Raw genomic sequence first — 19,341 nt, 5'->3', positions numbered from 1 at the left:
GACGCAATGCCGTCAATGACCAGCAGGCCAAATCTTGAACGACCTGGATGTTCAACTGCATGGGTCAAGGTATACGGGAGAAGGGACCTCGCCCTCACTCCTTGAGCCAGGCCTTCTTGATCCCCTCGAAGTCGAGCTGCTTCCATTCTTCTTTCCAGAGCTGGTAGTACGGGATATCTGTCGACGAGGGCGGCGGGTCGCAGCGCTGGACCTTGACCAACGACGGCATCACCACTGACTCACCGATCAACAATGCCTCCCCAGCACCCAAGGTCGGCAACTTGTCGCAAAGGTTGCCGAGCGTGTCAGGCAGCAGGCGTGCGACGTAGCTCTGGTCACTCGGGTTGGTTAGCCGCATCGCCAGGAATGTGCTGCACTGGGAGAAGATCGTCTCGGAGATCTCCGACGGTCGCTGACTCGACAGAAGCAGCGTCACACCGTACTTGCGGCCTTCCTTGGCGATGCGCTCGATAGAGAATTTGGATGCACGAAAGCGCGCCAGGTCGCTGTTAGGCACGTACTTGTGGGCCTCCTCGTAGACGAGCAGGAGCGGCGCGTCGGTATTGATTTCCTCCTTCGCCGCAGTCCGCATCACCTTGTAGTGGTACCCGTACTCGAACAAGATCCGCGAGATCAATGACACGGTGATGCTGAGAACCTCGAAGGGGACGCCGCTCAAGTCGATGATCGTGACATTGGCCTGCTTATCGCCGTAGCCAATCAGGCGCTTCAGGGTTCCTTCGAGCGTGGCCGTGTCCGCGGATGGTCCGAAGAGGAACTGCAGGCGGTCTTGCGCTACCTTGGCTTCGAAGCGCGCGAAGAACTTGTCCAGTGACTTGTCAGCATAGCTGCCCGCAGTGATGCTCTGCGGCTTAGTCGCGTGGAACTCCAGTCGCTTGGTGAAGTACAGACTAAGCCGCTCGTCAGCGGAAAGCTGCAAGCCGTGGCTGGTGTCGGTCTTTCCGTCAGTTGGCAGGGTGTAGCTACCGTCCGCCACCATGTACCGCGCCTCGTTTTTCGAGTTCACGGTCTCGTTTTTGATGTTGTACAGCGCGTTGAGCACCTCATGGATGTTGAACTTCAGCGGGCTGTCGTAGAAGACGTTCTTCGCGCCTGTGTTGTGGCGCTTCTTGTTCTCTGTGACCAGTTGGCGGAACACGGCCGACTGGTTGTAGTTGTCGCGCTCGCCCGTATCCAGCAGCACCTCTTCAAGTTCCTCGCTGTTGAGCAGCCAGTAGGGCAAGGTCAGGGTGCTGGCGTCGAGAAAATTCGCATCAGGGAATGCTGTCCGATACTCAGAATGAATGTCAAAAATGATGACGTGGGAGTTGTTGAGCGCGTACTGTCCATCTTTCGCGCTCACCGCCGTTTGGATGATCTTGGCGATCGTGTGAGATTTGCCCGCTCCGGTGGAGCCCACCACGGCCAAATGCTTGTTGAAGAATCGGTTTCCATCTACCGGCACGGTGATCTTGTCGTTGGATACCAAGGCGCAGAAGGCGAATTTCTTGGCCGGCTCCACGGACTCTTCGAAGATCTTCTTGATGTCGGCATCCGTCGCCGGTGTCACGCCAGTCGGCGGAATGGTCAGCGTGTCGCCGCCGCGAATGAACTTGCCGTTAGCGATGATTCCCAGCGGGAGTGCCTCGATGATTTGGCGGCGCTCGGCCTTGTCGTTCACCTCAATGCAGAAGTTCTCGATGATGGCAATGAGTGCGCAGTCCTCGCTGTCGGTGATTCGCAGGTATGAGCCCACCTTGAGGCTCTTGTCGTTGGCGAACGCCGAGATGTTGCCCACCGAGATCTTCACCTTGTCCGGGAAGACGGCGATCACTTCGGCCCTGATGTCTTGAGAATCGCTCATGACTGCATCACCTCCTGAAGCAGATAGGCACTGTTGCTCTTGATTGAATGGAGCCCGCGGGCCTTTGGCACGAAGGTGCTGTCAAGCGGCGAGTCCTTATAGAAGTCGTAGACGTCGACGACCGATCCGGTGCAGGCGGCTATGGTCGGCGCGAGTTGTTGCTCACTGGGGACGAACTTGATCGTCCAAAGCTTTTCCTTGGTCGGGTCAGCCGCCAACATGGTGGGCAAGAACTCGGCGCCTTGGTAGGGGTAGCCATCGTTGAAGACCACGCCCTGCGCCCACAAACTGGCCTTAAGCTCGATCAATTGGTCGGGCGTCATGCCTCGCAGCAGTACGTAGGGGCAGAACCGGTCGGCCGCAGGCGTTCGCTGGAGTTCCTTGTGCGAGAAAAATTGACCGATTCGAACGAGCATGTGTGTGGCCCGTCCCACCTCGTACTCATTGGTCATGTCGATCACGAAGAACCTCGCGGCCTTGGGCATCTTTGTCCTGCCGAAGTAGAAGTACTTGCGGCGGACCATCCGAGCGAAGTATTCGCGCCCGAGATGTTCCCGTAGCCATGCACTGAAGACCACATCTTTGCGGTTGATGGCCTTCAAAAACTGATCTTTGGTGATCCTTCTCTTGACCTCATCCGCCTCGATGGCCAAACCCTGAACGACGTTGATCGCCATTGGGTAGAAGAAGATCAAGGCGTCATCGGAGGTGCATTCAGGGATCGCGGACGCCAGGAGATTGAGTAACTTGGCCTGCTGATCGCTGTAGGACAGCGCATTTAAGTCGATGTCCAGCAAGCCGCGAAAGTCGGCAAGCTGCGCATTGGTTATCTTCAGTTCCTCGTGTACCTGGTGGACCTTCTTTTCCTTCGTGTAGGTCAGGAAGTTCTCTTTCAGGAACTCGTCCGTCAGCGGGAGCGTGAGCTTGTGCTGACCGCCGCGGTAGTGGCCATGCAGCTTATACCTGAACGCCTGGTCGCTGGGGCAGCCTGCGGCATGGAAATGCCGCAGCATGTAAATGACCGCCTCCTTGATCACCGAGTGGTTGTACTCCGTGCCTTCGTAGTATTTGCACTGCACGAAGGCGCTCTCATCTCCATCGTCGAGATCGATGTCTTCCACCCCTTCGACCGTGACACTCCCGTGCTTGGTCGCCTCCAGCAATCGCACAATCGTCTGATCGAACTGGTAGAAGTAGCCTTTGATCGTCGTGGTTGCGCTGCGGTCAGTCACTTTCGGTCCTCGGACTCTTCTAGGCAGACATCAGTCATTGCTATTTGCCTTTAATATGAAAATCGCTTCCGCCCCCTCCCTCGCGAGGGAGTGAACCTTTCGCTCTTCTGGATCAAAGATCACAATGTGACTTACTGAACTGTCCAGCACATAACCGTTGGAAACGGTCTGTTCACCCTTTCGCAGAATCACGCATTTGGACTTGGATTTCTCGCATCCCTTTGCATAGTCCTCTTTGGCGCTCTCGGCCGTGGCCAATCCTGCAGTTTCGCCAACGACGCCAATGAAGACGGTGGCCAGCCAAACCAGGAGCAGGGCTACCACGCTGACCCAGACCGCAAGCCACGACAGGATGAGGCTCAAAATCAATCGCTTGGCCCAGGCACCCTTGCGCTTCAGCCACAACGTGATCGGGCCAGGTTCTCCTTCGCCAACCGGCGTCTTCAGTACGAAGAGGTACAGGCCCAGCGCTATCCAGACCACAGGCAACCAATACCAGTGCTGCCTTAGGAAGATCAGTCCCCAATTGGCGCGGTTGAACACACCATAGAAGCCGTACAGCATTAGCCAATCCGCTGACTTGGGAAACAGATCGGCATCCATGCCGAACTGCGCCAGAAAGACGTTGTGGCGGATGCTGCCAATGGCGTGCAGCAGCACGGCGCCCACGCCGACCGATGCGGTGGCAATGGCGGCGGCGGTTTGCCAGCTCAGCAGGGGTTTGGATGGCGGCTCTGCCGCAGGGACCGCCGCGGTGGCGGCCAAAGAGTTTTCTTCTGTCATGCCCGGGTTTCCCAACGGGCTGAGTTTGCGCGTGTATCGAATTGCAAACGAGGGGGTGCATCCTCTCTCGGGAGGATGAATCACCCAGGGGCCGTCAGGGTTTCCTTTTGGCGGTGCTTCAGCCCTTCGGCAAATGCCGCGTCACCCTGGCGCGCAACAGCGCCACCAGCGCCGAGTCCATGTAGCGGTAGCGGTCTGGAATGCCCAGGCACACCACCGTCTTGCCGGCCAGCTGCGGGCGAAAGCGCGCCTTCAGCCGCGCTTGATGGTCGCGCTCCATCACGAAGATCAGGTCGGCCCAATCCACCAGTTCCGCCGTCAGCGGGTTTTCGGCGTCGTGGTTCAGTCCGGCCGAGAGGCATTCCACGCCTGGCGCGTCGGCAAACACCGCCTCGGCGGTGGGGCTGCGCCACTGGTTGCGGCTGCAGATGAAAAGGACGCGGGTGGGGGCACACTGCGGGGTCATGTTCCACCATCTTTCCATCGCGGTATCCAACCTGCAACTCAGCGGCACCTTCTACGACGCCGCGCTGGGCGCCTTGGGCTACCGGCGTGTGTTTGAAGACGACATGGCCATTGGCTACGGGGTGGCGGACGGCCAGGACAAGCTCTGCCTGAAGCTGCGCACGCCGGTCATCGCGCCGGGGCCGGGCTTTCATGTGGCGTTTGCAGCGCCCAGCCGCGCGGCGGTGGACCGCTTCCACGCCGCCGCGCTGGCGGTGGGCGGGCAGTGCAACGGCGTGCCGGGCCTGCGGCCACACTACGGGCCGAACTACTACGCAGCTTTTCTCATCGACCCGGATGGGCATGCCATCGAGGCGGTGATCAACGGTCCGGCATAGCCACACGGGCCGGCAGGTCTGATGTTTGGAACCGATGTGTTCCATAATCGACGTCATGCCCGCATCCTTGTCCAAGCCCTCTGCCTCGCGCGGCCGCCCGCGCGAGTTCGATTACGACGAAGCGGTGGACCAGTTGGTGGATGTCTTCCGGCAACGCGGCTACACCGGCACGGCCATCACCGATCTGATGGCCGGCACCGGGCTGACTCGGGGCAGCTTCTACAAGGCTTTCGTCGACAAGCCCTCGGCCTTTGCACTGGCCTTCGAGCGCTATGTGACCCGTGGCCAGCGTGTGCTGGCCGACATCGTGAACGGCCCCGGCACGGGCAAGGAGCGGCTGCGGCAGGTGCTGCAGCACTACCTGGGCCAGGCCACCGGGGCGCAAGGGCGGCTAGGCTGCCTGGTGGTGGCCACCGCGGCCGAGGCCACGGTGATCGACCGGGACGCCGCGCAGCGCGTCGATCAGGCCCTGTCGCATGTGGAGGGGCTGTTCAAGACGCTGGTTCGCGCCGGTGTGGCCGATGGCTCGCTGCCGCGCACGCTGGATGCCGACGCCACGGCAGCGGCCTTGCTGTGCCTGGTGCAGGGCTTTCGGGTGGCGGGCAAGAGCCCGGCGTTGCGTAAGCGCCTGGGGGCCAGCCTGGTGGAAGCGGGCATGAAGCTGCTGGACTGATGCGGCCGGCGTGACGCCGCGAACACGGGGCGGGCAACCGCCCTCTTCTTTGACAATTTAGGAACCGATATGACTCTAAAAAGCGAATGCTGCGCTGAGGCCGACCAAGGTGACGCCGTGGCGGGCCTGGGCCCGGCCTTCCGCCACGGCATGGCGACGGTGCGCGGCGTGCGCCTGCACTACGTGGAAGGGGGCCACGGGCGCCCGCTGCTGCTCATTCCGGGGTGGCCGCAGAGCTGGTACGCCTGGCGTGCCGTGATGCCCGCGCTGGCGGCGGCCGGCCACCGCGTCATTGCGGTGGACCCGCGTGGCATGGGCGATTCGGACCACCCGCCCACCGGCTACGACACGGCCACGGTGGCGGCCGATCTGCATGCCCTGGTGCAGCACCTGGGCCTGACCGAAGGCGGGCCCATCGACGTGGTGGGCCACGATGTGGGCGGGTGGATTGCCTTTGCCTGTGCGGCGGATTGGCCGGCCGATGTGCGCCGCCTGGGTTTGATGGAGGCGGCGCTGCTGGGGGTGTCACCGCCCCCGCCGGCCGGCATTCCACCGGATGCGGTGAACGTGCGCACCTGGCACTTCGCCTTCAACCGCCTGCCCGATTTGCCGGAGATGCTGGTGGCGGGCCACGAGCGCGAATACCTGGGCTGGCTGTTCGCCCAGCGCGCCGCCAAGCCCTGGGTGTTCACACCCCAGGTGCTGGACGAATACACCCGCGTCTTCACCCAACCGGGCGGCGCGCGCACTGCCTTTGCCTACTACCGCGCCGGCGCCAGCGAAGAAGCCCTGGCCCAGAACCGCCAGCGTGCGGCCCGGGGCCTGCCCATGCCGGTGCTGGCCATCGGCGGGGAGCTGAGCGTAGGCGCCGCGCTGAAAGACACCCTGCGCCCCCTGGCACCTCAGCTGCAGGGCGAAGTCATCTCGGGCTGCGGCCACTTCGTCATGGAGGAATGCCCGGACGCGGTGCTGGCCCAGTTGCTGCCGTTTCTGGCGGGGGCTTGAGCACGCCTGTCGGCCTCAAGGCCGATGGTCTTCCACGCGCTGGTGCCGTGCGGCATCGAGAGCCTGTCCGCGTGCCTTGGCGCGGTCCAGTCGCTGTTGCAGTTCAGCGAGGATTTGATCCACCTCGTGACCACCGCCTTCCTGCCTCCAGCGATGAATGGCGGCTTCACCTCGGGCCACAAAGGCCGCTGCTTGAGGCGTGTTGTTCGCCCCGACTGGGGCTCCTGGGGCCATGGGGACGGCAGGCTTCTTGGCGGGGTGCATGGGCAGAGCGTATCGCGGGCCAGACAAGCTTCTACCGCCGAGCCAGAGCTTCCAGGCCCTTGATCAGCGCTTCGCGCTTGGCCTCGAAGTCATCGTCGTCTTGCCACTTCTTCACCCTGGCCAGCACATCGTCCACGCTGTGCTGCTTCGCCTTGATCTCGGAGATCTTGTCCGCCATGGCGAGGAAGTCATTCAGCGCATCCTGCTCCTTCGACCCCTTGAACTCGTCCTTGTGCTTGTCCAGGTACGGCTTGAGCACTTCCACGATACGCCCCAATTGGCGCCCGTAGCTGTAGTCGCGGCCAATGCGCTGTTCGGTCTGTGGGTCGGACGACCCGGCGATGTTGAAGTTGACCAGCCCCACCTGCCCGACGATCTCGCCCCAGGTCTTGATCCATTGGGTGACGTCGCCCGACAGGGGCAGGCGGTTGCCCTGCAGCAGCGCAATCTGCCAGGCCAGCCAGGCATCGCCCAGGTCGGCAAAGGTCTTGTGGCCGCTTTGGGACGAGTCCTGCTGCGTGGTGGCTGTCGCCATGGTGCTGCTCCCGGGCTGGGGCCCACGGGCGTGGGCGCTGCCCGCCATCGTGCATGAGGCTGGTGCAGGCGCCATCAGCAGTTCGAGGGGGGCGGCGCCTCACGGCACACCGCCAGCACCAGACCCCGCAGCCAGCGGTGGCCCGGGTCCCGCTCCAGCCGGGGGTGCCACATCTGGGAAATGACGATGGGCTCGGTGCTCACCGGCAGGGCAAAGGACACCAGCGTCTCGCTCTGCCCGCCCAGATGGGCGAAGAACGATGCGGGCACCAGGGCCACCAGGTCCGTCACCGCGGCAATGGACAGTGCGGCCCGAAAGCTGGGCACCATGGCCGCCACGGTGCGGCTCAGGCCGCGTTCGGCCAGGGCGTCGTCCACCGGCCCGGCGCCATGGCCCCGGCGCGAGGCCACGATGTGGCCGCAGGCGGCATAGCGTTCGGGGGTGAGGGGGCCGCCCTGCAGCAGCGGGTGGCCCGGGCGCACGGCACCCACAAAGTGGTCGCGGTAGATGGCCTGCACCCGCACCTCGGGCCCGGTGGCGGCGCCCAGCACGCCCAGGTCCAGGTCGATCAGGCCTTCGCGCAGGGGGCGCACGTCCTTGTCGGGCTTGGGCGCAAAGCGCAGGCGCACGCCGGGGGCCTCGCGGGCGGCGCGGGCCACCAGGGCGGGGGCAAAGGCTTCGATGAAGCCGTCGTTGGCGCGCAGGGTGAAGGTGCGTTCCAGCGTGGCCAGGTTCCAGTCTTCGCCCGCGGGCTGCAGCACGGTGGCGGCGTCCCTGGCCAGGGCCTGCACCTGCTCGCGCAGGGCCTGGGCGTGCGGGGTGAGCACCATGGCGCGGCCGGCGCGCACCAGCAGCGGGTCGCCGGTGGCGGCGCGCAGGCGGGCCAGGGTGCGGCTCATGGCCGATTCGCTGAGCTGCAGGCGCTCGGCGGCGCGGGTCACGCTGGCTTCGGAGAGCAGCGCGTCCAGCGCGGGCAGCAGGTTCAGGTCGGGGGCGGCGGGCATGGGTGCAAAGCTAGCATGGCGTGCCACGCCGGGGCTGGGTTTCAACCCTGGCGTGGTGTGCATGAATGACCTGCGCGCCACGCGCTGGGCAGGCGGGCGGCGCCTGCCTAAGCTGGCGGTGCCCTTCTTGCCGACCTTGTTGCTGAGCCTTGCCACCCATGTCCTCACCTGTTGCCGCGGCGTCGCCCGCCCTGCCGCCCGCTCCCTCTGCCGCCCCGGCCCCGGCCGATGGCCTGCCCACGCCGCGCCGCTGGGTGGCCATGGCCGCGCTGCTGGGCGGCATCGTGCTGGTGGTGCTGGACATGACCATCGCCAACGTGGCCTTGCCCCTCATCGCCCAGACCCTGCATGCCACGCCGGCCCAGGCGGTGTGGGTGGCCACGGCCTACCAGCTGGCGGTGGTGATGTGCCTGCTGCCGGCCGCCGCCCTGGGCGAGCGGGTGGGCTACCACCGGGTGTTTGCCGGCGGGCTGGCGCTGTTCATCGCGGCCTCGGCCCTGTGCGCGTCGGCGCCGTCGCTGCCCTGGCTGGTGGCCGGGCGCTGCCTGCAGGGCCTGGGCAGCGGGGCGGTCATGCCGGTGGGGCTGGCGCTGCTGCGCTTCACCTACCCGCGCCGGCTGCTGGGCCAGGCCATCGCCTGGAACGCGCTGACGGTGGCCGCGGCCTCGGCCGCCGGCCCGGCCGCGGGGGCGGCGCTGCTGACGGTGGCCAGCTGGCCCTGGCTCTTCGCCATCAACCTGCCGCTGGGGGCGCTGGTGCTGGCCGCCTGCGCCGGCCTGCCCCGGGTGCCGGGCACGCACCGGCCGCTGGATGTGGGCAGCATCGCGCTGAACGCCGGGCTGTTCGCCAGCTTCGTGCTGGGCTGCGACTGGCTGATGGACCGGCCCGCCCAGGGCGCCGCGCTGCTGGCGCTGGCCCTGGTGTGCGGCGTGGGCCTGGTGCGGCGCGAGCTGCCGCGCGCCGCGCCGCTCATTCCGCTGGACCTGCTGCGCAGCCACCCGTTTCGCATCTCCATCCTGGCCTCGGTCTGCTGCTTCACCGGGCAGATGGGCGCCACCGTGGCCATGCCCTTCTACCTGCAGCAGGGCCTGGGCCAGAGCACCCTGGCCACCGGCCTGCTGATGACGCCCTGGCCGCTGGCGGTGATGCTGGCCGCCCCGCTGGCCGGCCGCCTGTCGGACCGGCTGCCCACCGCCTGGCTGTGCGCGGGCGGCGGCGCGGTGCTGGCCCTGGGCCTGGCCCTGTGCGCGGCGGTGCCGCTGCAGGACCACCCCTGGCTGGGCGTGGGCCTGTTCACCGCGCTGGCCGGCGCGGGCTTCGGCTTCTTCCAGACGCCCAACAACCGCAACATGCTGCTCAACGCCCCGCAGGAGCGCAGCGGCGCGGCCGGCGGCGCCCAGGGCACGGCCCGCCTCACCGGGCAGACGCTGGGCAGCCTGATGATGGGCATGCTCTTCCACGCCCTGCCGGCCGGGCCGGCGGCCCGCTGGGGCCTGGCGGCATCGGCCGTGCTGGCGCTGGCGGCGGCGGGCATCAGCCTGCTGCGCAGCCCGGGGCGGGGTGCGGCCACAGCGCCTAGCATGGGGGCATGATGCTGCCGCAACTGCCCACCCACGACCACTGGATCCCCACGCCGCAGGGCCGGTTGTTCGCCCGCCGCTGGACGCCGCCACAGGCCGAGGGCGGGGTGCGCAGCCCCATCGTGCTGCTGCATGAATCGCTGGGCAGCGTCTCGGTCTGGCGGGATTTCCCCGCGCGGCTGGCGCGGGCCACCGGGCGTGAAGTGATCGCTTACGACCGCCTCGGCTTCGGCCGCTCGGACCCGCACCCCGGCACCCTGGCGCTGAGCTTTGTGCAGGACGAGGCCCGCGAGGGCTTTGCGGCGCTGCGCGCGCAGCTGGGCATCGACCGCTTCGTGGCCCTGGGCCACAGCGTGGGCGGCGGCATGGCGCTGGGCTGCGCCCACGCCTGGCCGGACGACTGCGAGGCCCTGGTGCTCGAATCGGCACAGGCCTTCGTGGAGCCGCTGACGCTGGCCGGCATCCGCGCGGCCGAAGCGCAATTCGCCGCCGTGGGGCCGGACGGCGCCTCGCCCGCCATGGCCCGGCTGGCGGCCCACCACGGCGACAAGGCGCCCTGGGTGCTGCGCGCCTGGGTGGACACCTGGCTGTCCCCGGCCTTTGCCGGCTGGAACCTGGACACCCTGCTGCCCGGCCTGCGCTGCCCGCTGCTGGTGCTGCACGGCGAGCAGGACGAATACGGCTCGCCCGCCCAGCCCCAGCGCTTCATCGCGCTGGCCGGTGGCCCCGCCACGCTGGCCCTGCTGCCCGGCTGCGGTCACGTGCCGCACCGCCAGCACCCGCAGCGGGTGCTGGACGCGGTGGCGGACTTTCTGGCCGGGCGGCCGGCGGCCTGAGCCGGGGGGAGGGCGTTCAAGCCCCGCAGTGCACCACCGTCAGCAGCAGCAGGCAGTCGCTGCGGGCGGTCACGGCATGGGGCTCGCCGCCGGGCACCACCACCAGCTGGCCGGCTTCCAGGCTGCATTCGCGCTCGGGGGTGGACACGTCCACCTCGCCGCGCAGGCACTGCACGGTGATCTCGCCGGGCACCCGGTGCTCGCGCAGCGTGGCGCCGGCTTTCAGCACCAGGCGCATCAGCTGCAGGTGGGGGGTGCGCAGCAGGCTGGCGCTCACCCCGATACCCAGTTCATCAATGCCGGCGTAGGGGTCGATGACCTCGTCGTGACAGGCGTGCTTGAGGGCCATGGCCATGCTCCTTGCATTCAGCGGACGCGCATGACGGGTTGATGCCACGGGGCGCCGTGCGAGTCAACCGGGTTGCTCCGGGGGAACCCTGGCCCGGGAGCCGCTGCCGGGCAGGATGCGGCACATGAGACGCCACGGCACCCAAGTCCCCATTAAGTCCCCCGGTCGGCGGTCGATACCGGGCCAGAGGGAGCAGCGCCACCGCTCGAAGTGGCCCGTTGAACCGCAGCAGTACCCGCATGACAGAAGACGAGAAGCGCTTGTGGCGCCAGACGCTGGTGCACCACCCCCGGGGGATGGTGGTCACCGTGGCTGCGGCCGTCGGGGTGGCGGTCAGCCTGGGTCACCAGGCCACCGAAGCCGTCTGGCTGTGGCTGGTGGGCATGCTGGGCTTCACGCTGGTGCGCGCGCTGTTGCACGTGCTGTGCATGGCCGACTTGCGCCAGGACGCGGCGCGCAGTCACTGGCGCGCGTTTCAGCGCTGGCATGCGGCCGGCATGCTGGTCACGGGCCTGCAGTGGGCCGGGCTGGCCTGGTGGGGCGTGCCGCACTACCAGGGCGTGGAGCAGTTCACCATCCTCATCGTGCTGTCGGCCCTGGCCGGTGGGGCCACGGCCACGCTGGCGCCCATGCGGGTGGTGGGCAAGCTGTACATCCTGCTGGTGCTGCTGCCGGCCTGCTGGCAGCTGGGTCAGCTGGGCGGCACCGCCCACACCGTGTTTGCGGTGCTGGGCTCCGTCTTCGCGTGGGTGATGGTGTCCAGCCACGAATCCACCCACCAGGTGCTGCGCCAGATCGTGGCGCTGGACCAGGAGAAGGACGCGCTGGTGGTGGCGCTGTCGGCCCGCTCCAACGAGGCGATGCAGGCCAACGCCGAGCTGGAGCGCCGGGTGGCCGAGCGCACCCGGGCCCTGCTCTACAAGACCCAGCACGACACGCTGACCCGGCTGCTCAACCGCCGCGGCCTGACCGAGGCCCACCGGCAACCGGCCGGGCAGGAGGGCGATGTCTGGGTGCTGGCGCAGATTAGCCTGGACCACTTCAAGCGCATCAACGAGGCCCTGGGCCACGACTGGGGCGATTTGTTGCTGCGCGCCGTGGCCCGGCGCCTGGCCGAGCGCGCGAGCCGGCTCGCGCCTTGTGCCGAGGGCCCGCCCCCGGTTTTGTGCCGCTGGGGCGGTGATGAGTTCATGCTCAGCCTGATGTGGCCCCAGGCCCACCCGGACGCGGTGCTGCAGGCCATGGAGACGCTGCGCCAGGCCCTGGCCGAGCCCTATGCCCTCAAGGGCCGCAAGCTGGCCGTGGGGGTCAGCCTGGGCTTCAGCGCCCGCGCCTGGCGGGCCGACGCCACGCTGGCCGACGCGGTGCAGCAGGCCGAGCTGGCCCTGACGGAGGCCAAGCGCACCGGGCGCGGCCGCACCGCCGAGGCCACGCTGACGCTGCAGCTGCTGCACGCCCGCCGCACCTGTCTGGTGGAGGCGCTGCGCACCGCCACCGCGGACGGCAGCCTGTCGCTGCTGTTCCAGCCTATCGTCTCGGCGCACACCTGCCGGCCCGAGGCTTACGAAGCCCTGTTGCGCTGGCGCTGTGCCGGCATGGGGCCCATCTCGCCGGTCGAGTTCATTCCGCTGGCCGAGGACACCGGCCAGATCTGCGCCATCGGCCATTGGGTGCTGCAGACGGCCTGCCGCCAGGCCGCCGCCTGGCCGGCCGGGCCCGAGGGCCAGGCGCCCAAGGTGGCGGTCAACACCTCGCTGCGGCAGCTGCTGCAGGCCGATTTCGCGGGGGAGGTGCGCCAGGCCCTGGCGCAGGCCGGGTTGGCACCGCAGCGCCTGGTCGTCGAGGTGACCGAGAGCGTCTTCAACGAGGGCGACATCGACCGCGTGCTGGCCACCCTGCTGGCGCTGCGCCAGATGGGCATCGAGGTCCATGTGGACGATTTCGGCACCGGCTATTCCTCGCTGTCGCGCCTGCACGAGTTCCCGCTGACCGCGGTGAAGGTGGACAAGAGCTTCGTGCTGACGGCCGACGAACGTGCGCTGGCGGTGATCGAGGGCACGGTGCTGATCGCCCGGCGCTTTGGCCTGCGGGTGATCGCCGAGGGCGTGGAGACGGCCGAGCAGGCCCGGGTTCTGGCCCGCCTGGGCGTGGACGAGCTGCAGGGTTATTACTTCGGCCGGCCTGCGCCGCTGCCCGTGGCCTGCGGCTCGGCCGAAGCGCTGCCGCTGCCGGCCTGAGCCGCGCCGCCCACGGGCGCATTCGGCCAGGTGCGGTAGGGCGCCGGGCCCTGACCATCGAACACCGCCGCCACGGCGGCGAGCACCTGGGGCACCTGGCGGGCCAGCCGCTCGGCCTCGGTGGCTGTGGCCTGGGCGGCGGGGGCGCAGCCTTCGATGAACACGTCCCGGCCCTGCACCGTCACCCACAGCGTGCCTTGCGCCACCCGGGGGCTCTGCCGCAGGGCCTGCACCACGGCACGGGCGATGTCGGCGTCGTAGCGGTAGGCGCTGGGCTCGCTGCACTGGCCCTGCAGAAAGCAGGTGGTGCCCCGCTCCGCGCGGTGGTGCGACTGCGCCAGCCGTTCGGCCGGGGTGGCGCGCGGCCCCAGCGGCTCGGGGCAACCCGCCACCGCCGCGGACACCTGGACGAACGGGTCGCCGAACCAGTTGGCGGGTGCGGGTGCAGACTCGGGCAGGGGCACGGCGGCCTCAGCCGGTGATCTCGGGCTCCACCAGCGCGGCCAGCTGGTCCAGCGATTCCTGCCAGCCCAGGTAGCACATCTCCAGCGGGATCAGGGGGGGAATGCCTTCCTGCGTCGCGGTCAGCTCGGTGCCGCAGGACACGGTGCGCAGCGTCACCGTGGTGATCATCTCGCCGGGCAGGCTGGGGTCGTCGAAGTGGTCGCTGTAGCGGATGGTCTCGTCGGGCACCAGGCGCAGGTAGGTGCCGCCGAAGGCGTGCATCTGCCCATTGCCGAAATTGCGGAAGGACATGCGGTAACGGCCGCCCTCGCGGGCGTCCATCTCCTGCACCTGTCCGACGAAGCCCTTGGGCGGCAGCCACTTGCACATGGCCTCCGGTTCCAGGAAGGCGCGGTAGACGCGCTCGGGCGGCGCCTTGAGCACGCGGTGCAGGGTGATGGTGCGTTCGGCCATGGTGTGTCTCCTGGAGGGGTGAACGTCCGGCAAGCGGCGTTCCTAGAATCCGGTCGATTGCACCACCAACCCGCCAGGAGCCCCACCATGACCACCTCGCCCGACAAGGATTTCGAACAAGGCCTGGCCATGCGCAAGCAGGTGATGGGCGAGGCCTTCGTCGAGAAGGCCTTCAGCGGCCTGACCGAGTTCACCGCGCCGCTGCAGGAATACATCACCCGCAATGCCTGGGGCGACACCTGGCAGCGCGAGGGCCTGGACCTGAAGACCCGCAGCCTCGTCACCATCGCCATGCTGACCGCGCTGGGCAAGTCCAATGAGCTCAAGGGCCATGTGCGTGGCGCACTCAACAACGGCGCCACCGTGCAGGAGATCCAGGAGGTGCTGCTGCACGCCAGCATCTACTGCGGCATTCCGGCTGCGGTGGAAGGCTTCCGCTCGGCGGCCGAGATCATCGACGGCCCCAAGGCCTGAGCGCCGGGGGGCTCAGCGGGCCGGCGCGAAGGCCCGCGGGGCCAGCGCGGCGCCCAGCAGGGCCAGGCCGGCGCACAGGCCCAGCACCGCCAGAAAGGCGGGGCGTCCCGTGCTGCCCGCGGCATTGAACAGCACGCCCGCCAGGGCCAGCGTGGTGCTGCAGGCCAGGGCATCACCCAGCTGCAGGGCCGAGGCGGCGCGCCCCTGGGCCTCGGGGGCGGCCAGTTGCAGCGTCAACACCGACAACATCGGAAAGCCCAGGCCGATGCCGAAGCCCGCCGCCGCCCAGCCGGGCAGCAGCCAGCCCCAGGGGCCCAGGCCGGCGGTGGCCGCCATCACCAGCCCCAGGCCGGCCGCCACCGACAGCAGGCCCGCGCCCAGCCCGCGCCGCCGCGTGGCGGGCGCCTTCAGCCGGGCCTGGCACTGGCTGCCGAGGCTCCAGGTCACGGCGCCCAGGCTCAGCGCCAGGCCGGTCTGGGCCAGGCTCCAGCCGGCCTCCCGGGTCAGCAGCAGGGGCAGAAAGGCCTCGGCGCCGGCGAAGGCCGCGGCCAGCACGGCCCGCACCGCGATGACGGCCGGCAGGCCGGCGCGGGCCTGCAGGCTGCCCGGTGGGAGCAGGCGCCAGGCCCCCAGCAGCACCGCCCCGCCCGCGGCGCCCAGGGCCAGTGCGCGCGGCGCGGTCAAGGGGCCGCTGCCCGCCTCGTGCAGGGCCAGGGCACCCGCGGCGGCCAGCGCGGCCCAGGCCAGTGCGCCCAGTGAAGGCGTCGGGCTGGCTCCGTCGGCTGGGGCCGGGTGCGACGCCAGCGGCGCGAAGGCCGAGCGCAGCAGCAGGCCGGCCACCGGCACCAGCGCTGCCACCGCCAGGAAGACCGCGCGCCAGCCCAGCTGGTGCACCAGGGTGGCGGCCAGGGCCGGCCCCACGAGGCCGGGCAGCACCCAGGCGGCGGCGAACAGCGCGAACAGCCGCGGGTGCAGGGCGGGCGGCACCACGCGGCCCATGCCCACATACAGCGCCACGCCCAGCAGGCCGCTGCCCAGGCCCTGCACCACGCGGCCGGCGGCCACGCCGGCCATGCTGCTGGCGCCGCCGGCCAGCAGCAGCCCCGCGGTGAAGAAGGCCAGGCCCAGCACGGTGGCCCGCCAGGGGCCGCGCCGGTCGCACAGCGGGCCGGCCCACACCATGCCCAGGGCCGAGGTGGCCACCATGCCGCCGAAGCTCAGCGCATAGAGCGACAGGCCGCCCAGCGCATCGGCCACGGCGGGCATGGCGGTGGCCACGGCCAGGGCCTCGAAGGCCAACAGGGAGATCAGGGCCAGCGCACCCACGCTGGCGCTGGCGCGGCCCGGGGCGAAGAGCCCACGGTCGTCGTCGGAGGAGGGGGTGTCGTGCATGGCAGGCGAGCGTGTCGGTGTGCGCACCTTAGAACTTCAAGTGCACTGGAGGTCAAGCGCGACCGCGGCTCATCGGCCGGGGACGTGCCGCTCGCGCCACCGCAGCGCAGGCCGCTCCACCGCGTGGTGCAGCAGGGCGGCCATGGCGGCGCAGGCCAGGGTGATCAGGCCCAGGCGCAGCCCGGGCGAGGCGGCCAGGGCGGGGCCGCCCTGCGTGGCCAGCCAATGCGCCACCGGCTTGTGCGACAGGTACAGCGGATAGGACACCGCCGCCAGCCACGCCGCGCCCGGCACCCGGGTGCGTTGCAGCCGGCTGCCCGGGCGCAGCGCGGCGGCCAGCAGCAGGCCGAAGCTCCAGGCGATGAGCGAGTAGCCGGCGATGCTCATGAAGCCGCCGTAGCCGTACCCGTCGATGTAGAACCATGTGATCACGCCGTAGCCCATGGCGGCGCAGGCCGCCAGCGCGGCCGGCAGCAGCCAGCGCCCGCCCGGGCCCATCAGGCGCTGCCAGGTGGCCGGGTGGCGGTGCTGCAGCAGGGCCAGGGCCACGCCGGGCAGGAATTCGTCGAAGCGGCTCAGGCTGCCGTAATAGACCCAGCGGTAGTACAGCTCCAGCTGGCCCTGGGCCTCCAGGCCGTAGCGCTGCCACAACCAGGCGCGGCTGCCCACGCCGGTGGCCAGCAGCAGGGCCAGGCCGGCCCAGGCGGCGCCCACGCCCCAGCCCCGGCGGCGCGCCAGCCAGCCGCCGCCCAGCACCGCCAGCGGCAGCAGGGCGTAGAACTGCTCCTCGATGCACAGCGACCAGGCGTGCGAGAACGCCGTGCCGGTGGGCAGGTTCCAGTTCTGCGTGAAGGTGAGGAAGCGCCACAGCGGTGGCGGGGTGCGCCCGCCCAGCGCGTCCGGCCACAGGAAGTAGGCCGCCAGCACCACCCAGAACACCGGCCAGGTGCGCAGGATGCGCCGCGCGTAGAAGCTGCCCAGCGTCAGCCGACGGCCGGCTGCCAAGCCGCGCAGCAGGCCGTCGGTGATCAGGTAGCCGCTGAGCACGAAGAACAGGTCCACCCCGACCCAGCCCACCTCGCTGAGCCAGCCGAAGGTGGGCTCGCGCGAGACGAACACCATGTAGTGGTACATGAACACCAGGCCGATGGCCAGGGCACGCAGGGTGTCCAGGCCGGCCTGGTGTCGGGCGTGTTCGGTGGGGGCGGGCATGGGCGCGGATTCTCGCCGCGCCCGCCGGCTTCAGAGGCCCGGGGCCGGGCCTTATTTCAGGGCCGCGGCCACGTAGGCGGCCGGGGCCGTGGTGGGCCGGCCGATCAGGGCCGAGAGCTGGTGACCGTCGTCGAACAGCGCGCCCTGGGCCGCGCCCAGGTCGAACTGCGGCAGGGCCACGGCCCAGCCCTCGGGCAGGCCGGCGCTGCGCAGCACGGCGGTGTACTCCTCGGCCGGCAGGTTCTTGTAGGGCACGGCCTTGCCGGCCTGACGGCCGATCTCGTTGGCCAGCTCGGCCAGCGTGGGGGCGGTATCGCCCGCCAGTTCGTAGACCTGGCCGGCGTGGGCGGCGGGGTTGGCCAGCACGGTGGCGGCGGCCTCGGCGTAGTCGGCCCGGGTGGCCAGCGACAGCCGGCCTTCGCCCGCGCTGCCCAGCAGGGCGCCGTGCGCCACCGCGGCCGGGAAGCCGGCGCTGTAGTTCTCGGCGTACCAGCCGTTGCGCAGCACCGTGGCCGGGATGCCGCTGGCACGGATCATCGCCTCGGTGGCCAGGTGCTCGGGCGCCAGCGACAGGGGCGAGCGGTCGGCATGCAGCAGGCTGGTGTAGACCAGGTGCTTGACGCCGGCCCGCTGGGCGGCCTCGATGACGTGGCGGTGCTGGGTCTCGCGCTGGCCGATCTCGTTGCCGGAGATCAGCAGCAGGGTGTCCACGCCGGCCAGGGCCGTGGCCAGGGCGGCGGGGTCCTGGGTGTAGTCGGCCTGGCGCACGCTCACGCCCAGGTCGGCGGCCTTGGCGGGGCTGCGGGCCAGGGCGATGACGGTGGCGCCGGGGGCGCGGGTCTTCAGGCTGTGCAGCACGAGGCGGCCCAGCTGGCCGGTGGCGCCGGTGATGGCGATGGTCGGGGCAGGGGTCGTCGGGACGGAGGTGGTCATGGTCGGCTTCCTTGGGAGTTCGGTTCGGACGGAACGGGGTGTCTGGGACGCGCTTGAAAGTGCGTTGGGGTCACTGTACGATTTGCACTTACTTTTCGGAAGTACGCACATGAAGGTAAGTACCCGGCCCTCCCCGACCCGGCCCTCCTTGTCCGAGGCCGTGCGCCGCGGCAACCTGCTGGCGGTGGACTGCCCCTCGCGCGAGGTGCTCAAGCATGTGACCAGCCGCTGGGGCGTGCTGGTGCTGCTGGTGCTGGAAACGCGCACCCACCGCTTTGCCGAGCTGCGCCGTGCCGTGGGCGGCGTGAGCGAGCGCATGCTGGCCCAGACCCTGCAATGGCTGGAGGGCGACGGCCTGGTGCTGCGCCAGGCCTTCGACGTGGTGCCGCCCCATGTGGAGTACAGCCTGACGCCGCTGGGCCGCGAGGCCGCCGAGCGGGTGCGCCAGCTGGCTGACTGGATCGAGGTGCGGCTGGGCGACGTGCTGGCCCAGCGCGCCGTGCAGGAGGCCGCATGAACGCCACCCTGCACGTCGTCCACGACCCGCTGTGCGGCTGGTGCTATGCGGCCGCGCCGCTGATCGACGCCGCCAGCCGCCTGCCCGCCCTGAGGGTGCAGCTGCATGGCGGCGGCATGTTGGTGGGCGAACGCCGCCTGCGGCTCACGCCCGCCTGGCGGGCCTATGTGATGCCGCACGACCAGCGCATCGCCCAGCTCACCGGCCAGCCCTTCGGCGCGGCCTACACCGACGGCCTGCTGCAGGACGACACCGTGGTGCTCGACAGCGCCCCGCCCACCACCGCCATCCTGGCGGCGCAGGCCCTGGGCCTGTCGGGCCTGGCCATGCTGCACCGGCTGCAGCAGGCGCATTTCGTGGAAGGGCAACGCATCGTGGAGCCGGCGGTGCAGCGGGCGCTGGCCACCGGGCTGGGGCTGGACGAGGCCGCCTTCGCCGACCAGCTCGATGCCCTGGCCGGCGAGCCCACCGAGGCCCATTTCACCCAGAGCCGATCCCTGCTGGATTGGCTGGGTGGGCAGGGCTTTCCGACGCTGGCGCTGGAACAGGCGGGCCGCTGGACCCCGCTGCCGGTGGGCCAGCACCTGGGCCGTCCCGCGGCCTTCGTCGCCACGCTGCAGGCCGCGCTGCAGAGCGCACGGCAGGCGTAAGCTCGGCCGGTCCCGTCCCTGTGGCCTTCGGGCCGGCCCTG

21 protein-coding genes are annotated in these 19,341 nt (G+C 69.5%); 9 read left to right on the top strand and 12 right to left on the bottom strand.

The features are described from left to right. Nucleotides 1-94: 94 nt before the first annotated feature. The 4 genes from herA to M0L44_RS13415 all read right to left on the bottom strand — a co-directional run bounded on the left by herA (nucleotide 95) and on the right by M0L44_RS13415 (nucleotide 4,345). A complete protein-coding gene (herA, locus tag M0L44_RS13430; RefSeq protein WP_252770205.1) occupies nucleotides 95-1,864 on the bottom strand; it encodes an anti-phage-associated helicase HerA in 1,770 nt (589 codons plus the stop codon). Further along, on the bottom strand, nucleotides 1,861-3,096 hold the full coding sequence (locus M0L44_RS13425; RefSeq protein WP_252770204.1) for a DUF4297 family anti-phage-associated protein: 1,236 nt from the start codon (nucleotides 3,094-3,096) through the stop codon (nucleotides 1,861-1,863). Before M0L44_RS13425 ends, herA begins: the two co-directional genes overlap by 4 nt. Nucleotides 3,097-3,126: 30 nt before the next feature. Further along, nucleotides 3,127-3,879, bottom strand: coding sequence for a hypothetical protein (locus tag M0L44_RS13420; RefSeq protein WP_252770203.1), 753 nt, complete (start codon nucleotides 3,877-3,879; stop codon nucleotides 3,127-3,129). Between the two features lie 118 nt (nucleotides 3,880-3,997). Then, nucleotides 3,998-4,345, bottom strand: a complete 348-nt coding sequence (locus M0L44_RS13415; RefSeq protein ID WP_252770202.1) for a low molecular weight protein tyrosine phosphatase family protein — start codon at nucleotides 4,343-4,345, stop codon at nucleotides 3,998-4,000. Here M0L44_RS13415 and M0L44_RS13410 point away from each other — a divergent pair. The 3 genes from M0L44_RS13410 (at nucleotide 4,344) to M0L44_RS13400 (ending at nucleotide 6,399) form a co-directional block, all read left to right on the top strand. Continuing rightward, on the top strand, nucleotides 4,344-4,721 hold the full coding sequence (locus tag M0L44_RS13410; RefSeq protein WP_252770201.1) for a VOC family protein: 378 nt from the start codon (nucleotides 4,344-4,346) through the stop codon (nucleotides 4,719-4,721). The two genes, M0L44_RS13415 and M0L44_RS13410, sit on opposite strands and share 2 nt — an antisense overlap. A 55-nt stretch (nucleotides 4,722-4,776) precedes the next feature. Beyond that, the gene (locus M0L44_RS13405) at nucleotides 4,777-5,394 is read left to right on the top strand and encodes a TetR/AcrR family transcriptional regulator (RefSeq protein ID WP_252770200.1); all 618 of its coding nucleotides are present in this window, start codon (nucleotides 4,777-4,779) and stop codon (nucleotides 5,392-5,394) included. A gap of 117 nt (nucleotides 5,395-5,511) precedes the next feature. Next, nucleotides 5,512-6,399, top strand: a complete 888-nt coding sequence (locus M0L44_RS13400) for an alpha/beta fold hydrolase (protein WP_252770199.1) — start codon at nucleotides 5,512-5,514, stop codon at nucleotides 6,397-6,399. 295 nt (nucleotides 6,400-6,694) lie between these two features. On the opposite strand, the gene M0L44_RS13395 is transcribed toward M0L44_RS13400, so the two are convergent. Then, nucleotides 6,695-7,198, bottom strand: coding sequence for a hypothetical protein (locus M0L44_RS13395; protein ID WP_252770198.1), 504 nt, complete (start codon nucleotides 7,196-7,198; stop codon nucleotides 6,695-6,697). 74 nt (nucleotides 7,199-7,272) lie between these two features. After that, the gene (locus tag M0L44_RS13390) at nucleotides 7,273-8,202 is read right to left on the bottom strand and encodes a LysR family transcriptional regulator (protein ID WP_252770197.1); all 930 of its coding nucleotides are present in this window, start codon (nucleotides 8,200-8,202) and stop codon (nucleotides 7,273-7,275) included. A 158-nt stretch (nucleotides 8,203-8,360) separates the two neighbouring features. Here M0L44_RS13390 and M0L44_RS13385 point away from each other — a divergent pair, with 158 nt between their 5' ends. Together M0L44_RS13385 and M0L44_RS13380 are read left to right on the top strand one after the other, a co-directional pair. Further along, complete coding sequence (locus tag M0L44_RS13385; protein ID WP_252770196.1) at nucleotides 8,361-9,794, top strand: MFS transporter; 1,434 nt, start codon at nucleotides 8,361-8,363, stop codon at nucleotides 9,792-9,794. A 2-nt stretch (nucleotides 9,795-9,796) separates the two neighbouring features. Further along, nucleotides 9,797-10,618: an alpha/beta fold hydrolase gene (locus M0L44_RS13380; RefSeq protein ID WP_435526421.1), complete on the top strand. Its 822-nt coding sequence runs from the start codon at nucleotides 9,797-9,799 to the stop codon at nucleotides 10,616-10,618. A 16-nt stretch (nucleotides 10,619-10,634) separates the two neighbouring features. On the opposite strand, the gene M0L44_RS13375 is transcribed toward M0L44_RS13380, so the two are convergent. Beyond that, nucleotides 10,635-10,967 (bottom strand): cupin domain-containing protein, encoded by a 333-nt coding sequence (locus M0L44_RS13375; protein ID WP_252770194.1) that lies wholly within the window; start codon nucleotides 10,965-10,967, stop codon nucleotides 10,635-10,637. A 239-nt stretch (nucleotides 10,968-11,206) separates the two neighbouring features. On the opposite strand from M0L44_RS13375, the gene M0L44_RS13370 reads away from it, so the two are divergent. Next, the gene (locus M0L44_RS13370; protein WP_252770193.1) at nucleotides 11,207-13,204 is read left to right on the top strand and encodes a putative bifunctional diguanylate cyclase/phosphodiesterase; all 1,998 of its coding nucleotides are present in this window, start codon (nucleotides 11,207-11,209) and stop codon (nucleotides 13,202-13,204) included. On the opposite strand, the gene M0L44_RS13365 is transcribed toward M0L44_RS13370, so the two are convergent. Both M0L44_RS13365 and M0L44_RS13360 read right to left on the bottom strand, forming a co-directional pair. Further along, nucleotides 13,135-13,668, bottom strand: a complete 534-nt coding sequence (locus M0L44_RS13365) for a BON domain-containing protein (RefSeq protein ID WP_252770192.1) — start codon at nucleotides 13,666-13,668, stop codon at nucleotides 13,135-13,137. The two genes, M0L44_RS13370 and M0L44_RS13365, sit on opposite strands and share 70 nt — an antisense overlap. Before the next feature lie 7 nt (nucleotides 13,669-13,675). After that, a complete protein-coding gene (locus M0L44_RS13360; protein WP_252770191.1) occupies nucleotides 13,676-14,122 on the bottom strand; it encodes an SRPBCC family protein in 447 nt (148 codons plus the stop codon). An 87-nt stretch (nucleotides 14,123-14,209) separates the two neighbouring features. On the opposite strand from M0L44_RS13360, the gene M0L44_RS13355 reads away from it, so the two are divergent. Continuing rightward, on the top strand, nucleotides 14,210-14,596 hold the full coding sequence (locus M0L44_RS13355) for a carboxymuconolactone decarboxylase family protein (protein WP_252770190.1): 387 nt from the start codon (nucleotides 14,210-14,212) through the stop codon (nucleotides 14,594-14,596). Nucleotides 14,597-14,608: 12 nt separating this feature from the next. Here M0L44_RS13355 and M0L44_RS13350 read toward each other — a convergent pair whose 3' ends face one another. The 3 genes from M0L44_RS13350 to M0L44_RS13340 all read right to left on the bottom strand — a co-directional run bounded on the left by M0L44_RS13350 (nucleotide 14,609) and on the right by M0L44_RS13340 (nucleotide 18,133). Further along, nucleotides 14,609-15,988 (bottom strand): MFS transporter, encoded by a 1,380-nt coding sequence (locus tag M0L44_RS13350; protein ID WP_252770189.1) that lies wholly within the window; start codon nucleotides 15,986-15,988, stop codon nucleotides 14,609-14,611. Nucleotides 15,989-16,057: 69 nt separating this feature from the next. Then, nucleotides 16,058-17,200: an acyltransferase family protein gene (locus M0L44_RS13345; RefSeq protein ID WP_252770188.1), complete on the bottom strand. Its 1,143-nt coding sequence runs from the start codon at nucleotides 17,198-17,200 to the stop codon at nucleotides 16,058-16,060. 51 nt (nucleotides 17,201-17,251) lie between these two features. Beyond that, complete coding sequence (locus M0L44_RS13340; protein ID WP_252770187.1) at nucleotides 17,252-18,133, bottom strand: SDR family oxidoreductase; 882 nt, start codon at nucleotides 18,131-18,133, stop codon at nucleotides 17,252-17,254. Between the two features lie 109 nt (nucleotides 18,134-18,242). Here M0L44_RS13340 and M0L44_RS13335 point away from each other — a divergent pair, with 109 nt between their 5' ends. Together M0L44_RS13335 and M0L44_RS13330 are read left to right on the top strand one after the other, a co-directional pair. Further along, complete coding sequence (locus M0L44_RS13335; protein WP_252770186.1) at nucleotides 18,243-18,650, top strand: winged helix-turn-helix transcriptional regulator; 408 nt, start codon at nucleotides 18,243-18,245, stop codon at nucleotides 18,648-18,650. Next, complete coding sequence (locus M0L44_RS13330; protein WP_252770185.1) at nucleotides 18,647-19,300, top strand: DsbA family protein; 654 nt, start codon at nucleotides 18,647-18,649, stop codon at nucleotides 19,298-19,300. The genes M0L44_RS13335 and M0L44_RS13330 overlap by 4 nt, the downstream gene beginning before the upstream one ends. Nucleotides 19,301-19,341: the final 41 nt, after the last annotated feature.

The sequence above is a fragment of the Ideonella oryzae genome (assembly GCF_024055665.1).
GTDB lineage: Bacteria > Pseudomonadota > Gammaproteobacteria > Burkholderiales > Burkholderiaceae_C > Ideonella > Ideonella oryzae.
This window is presented reverse-complemented; position numbering and strand designations above follow the sequence as displayed.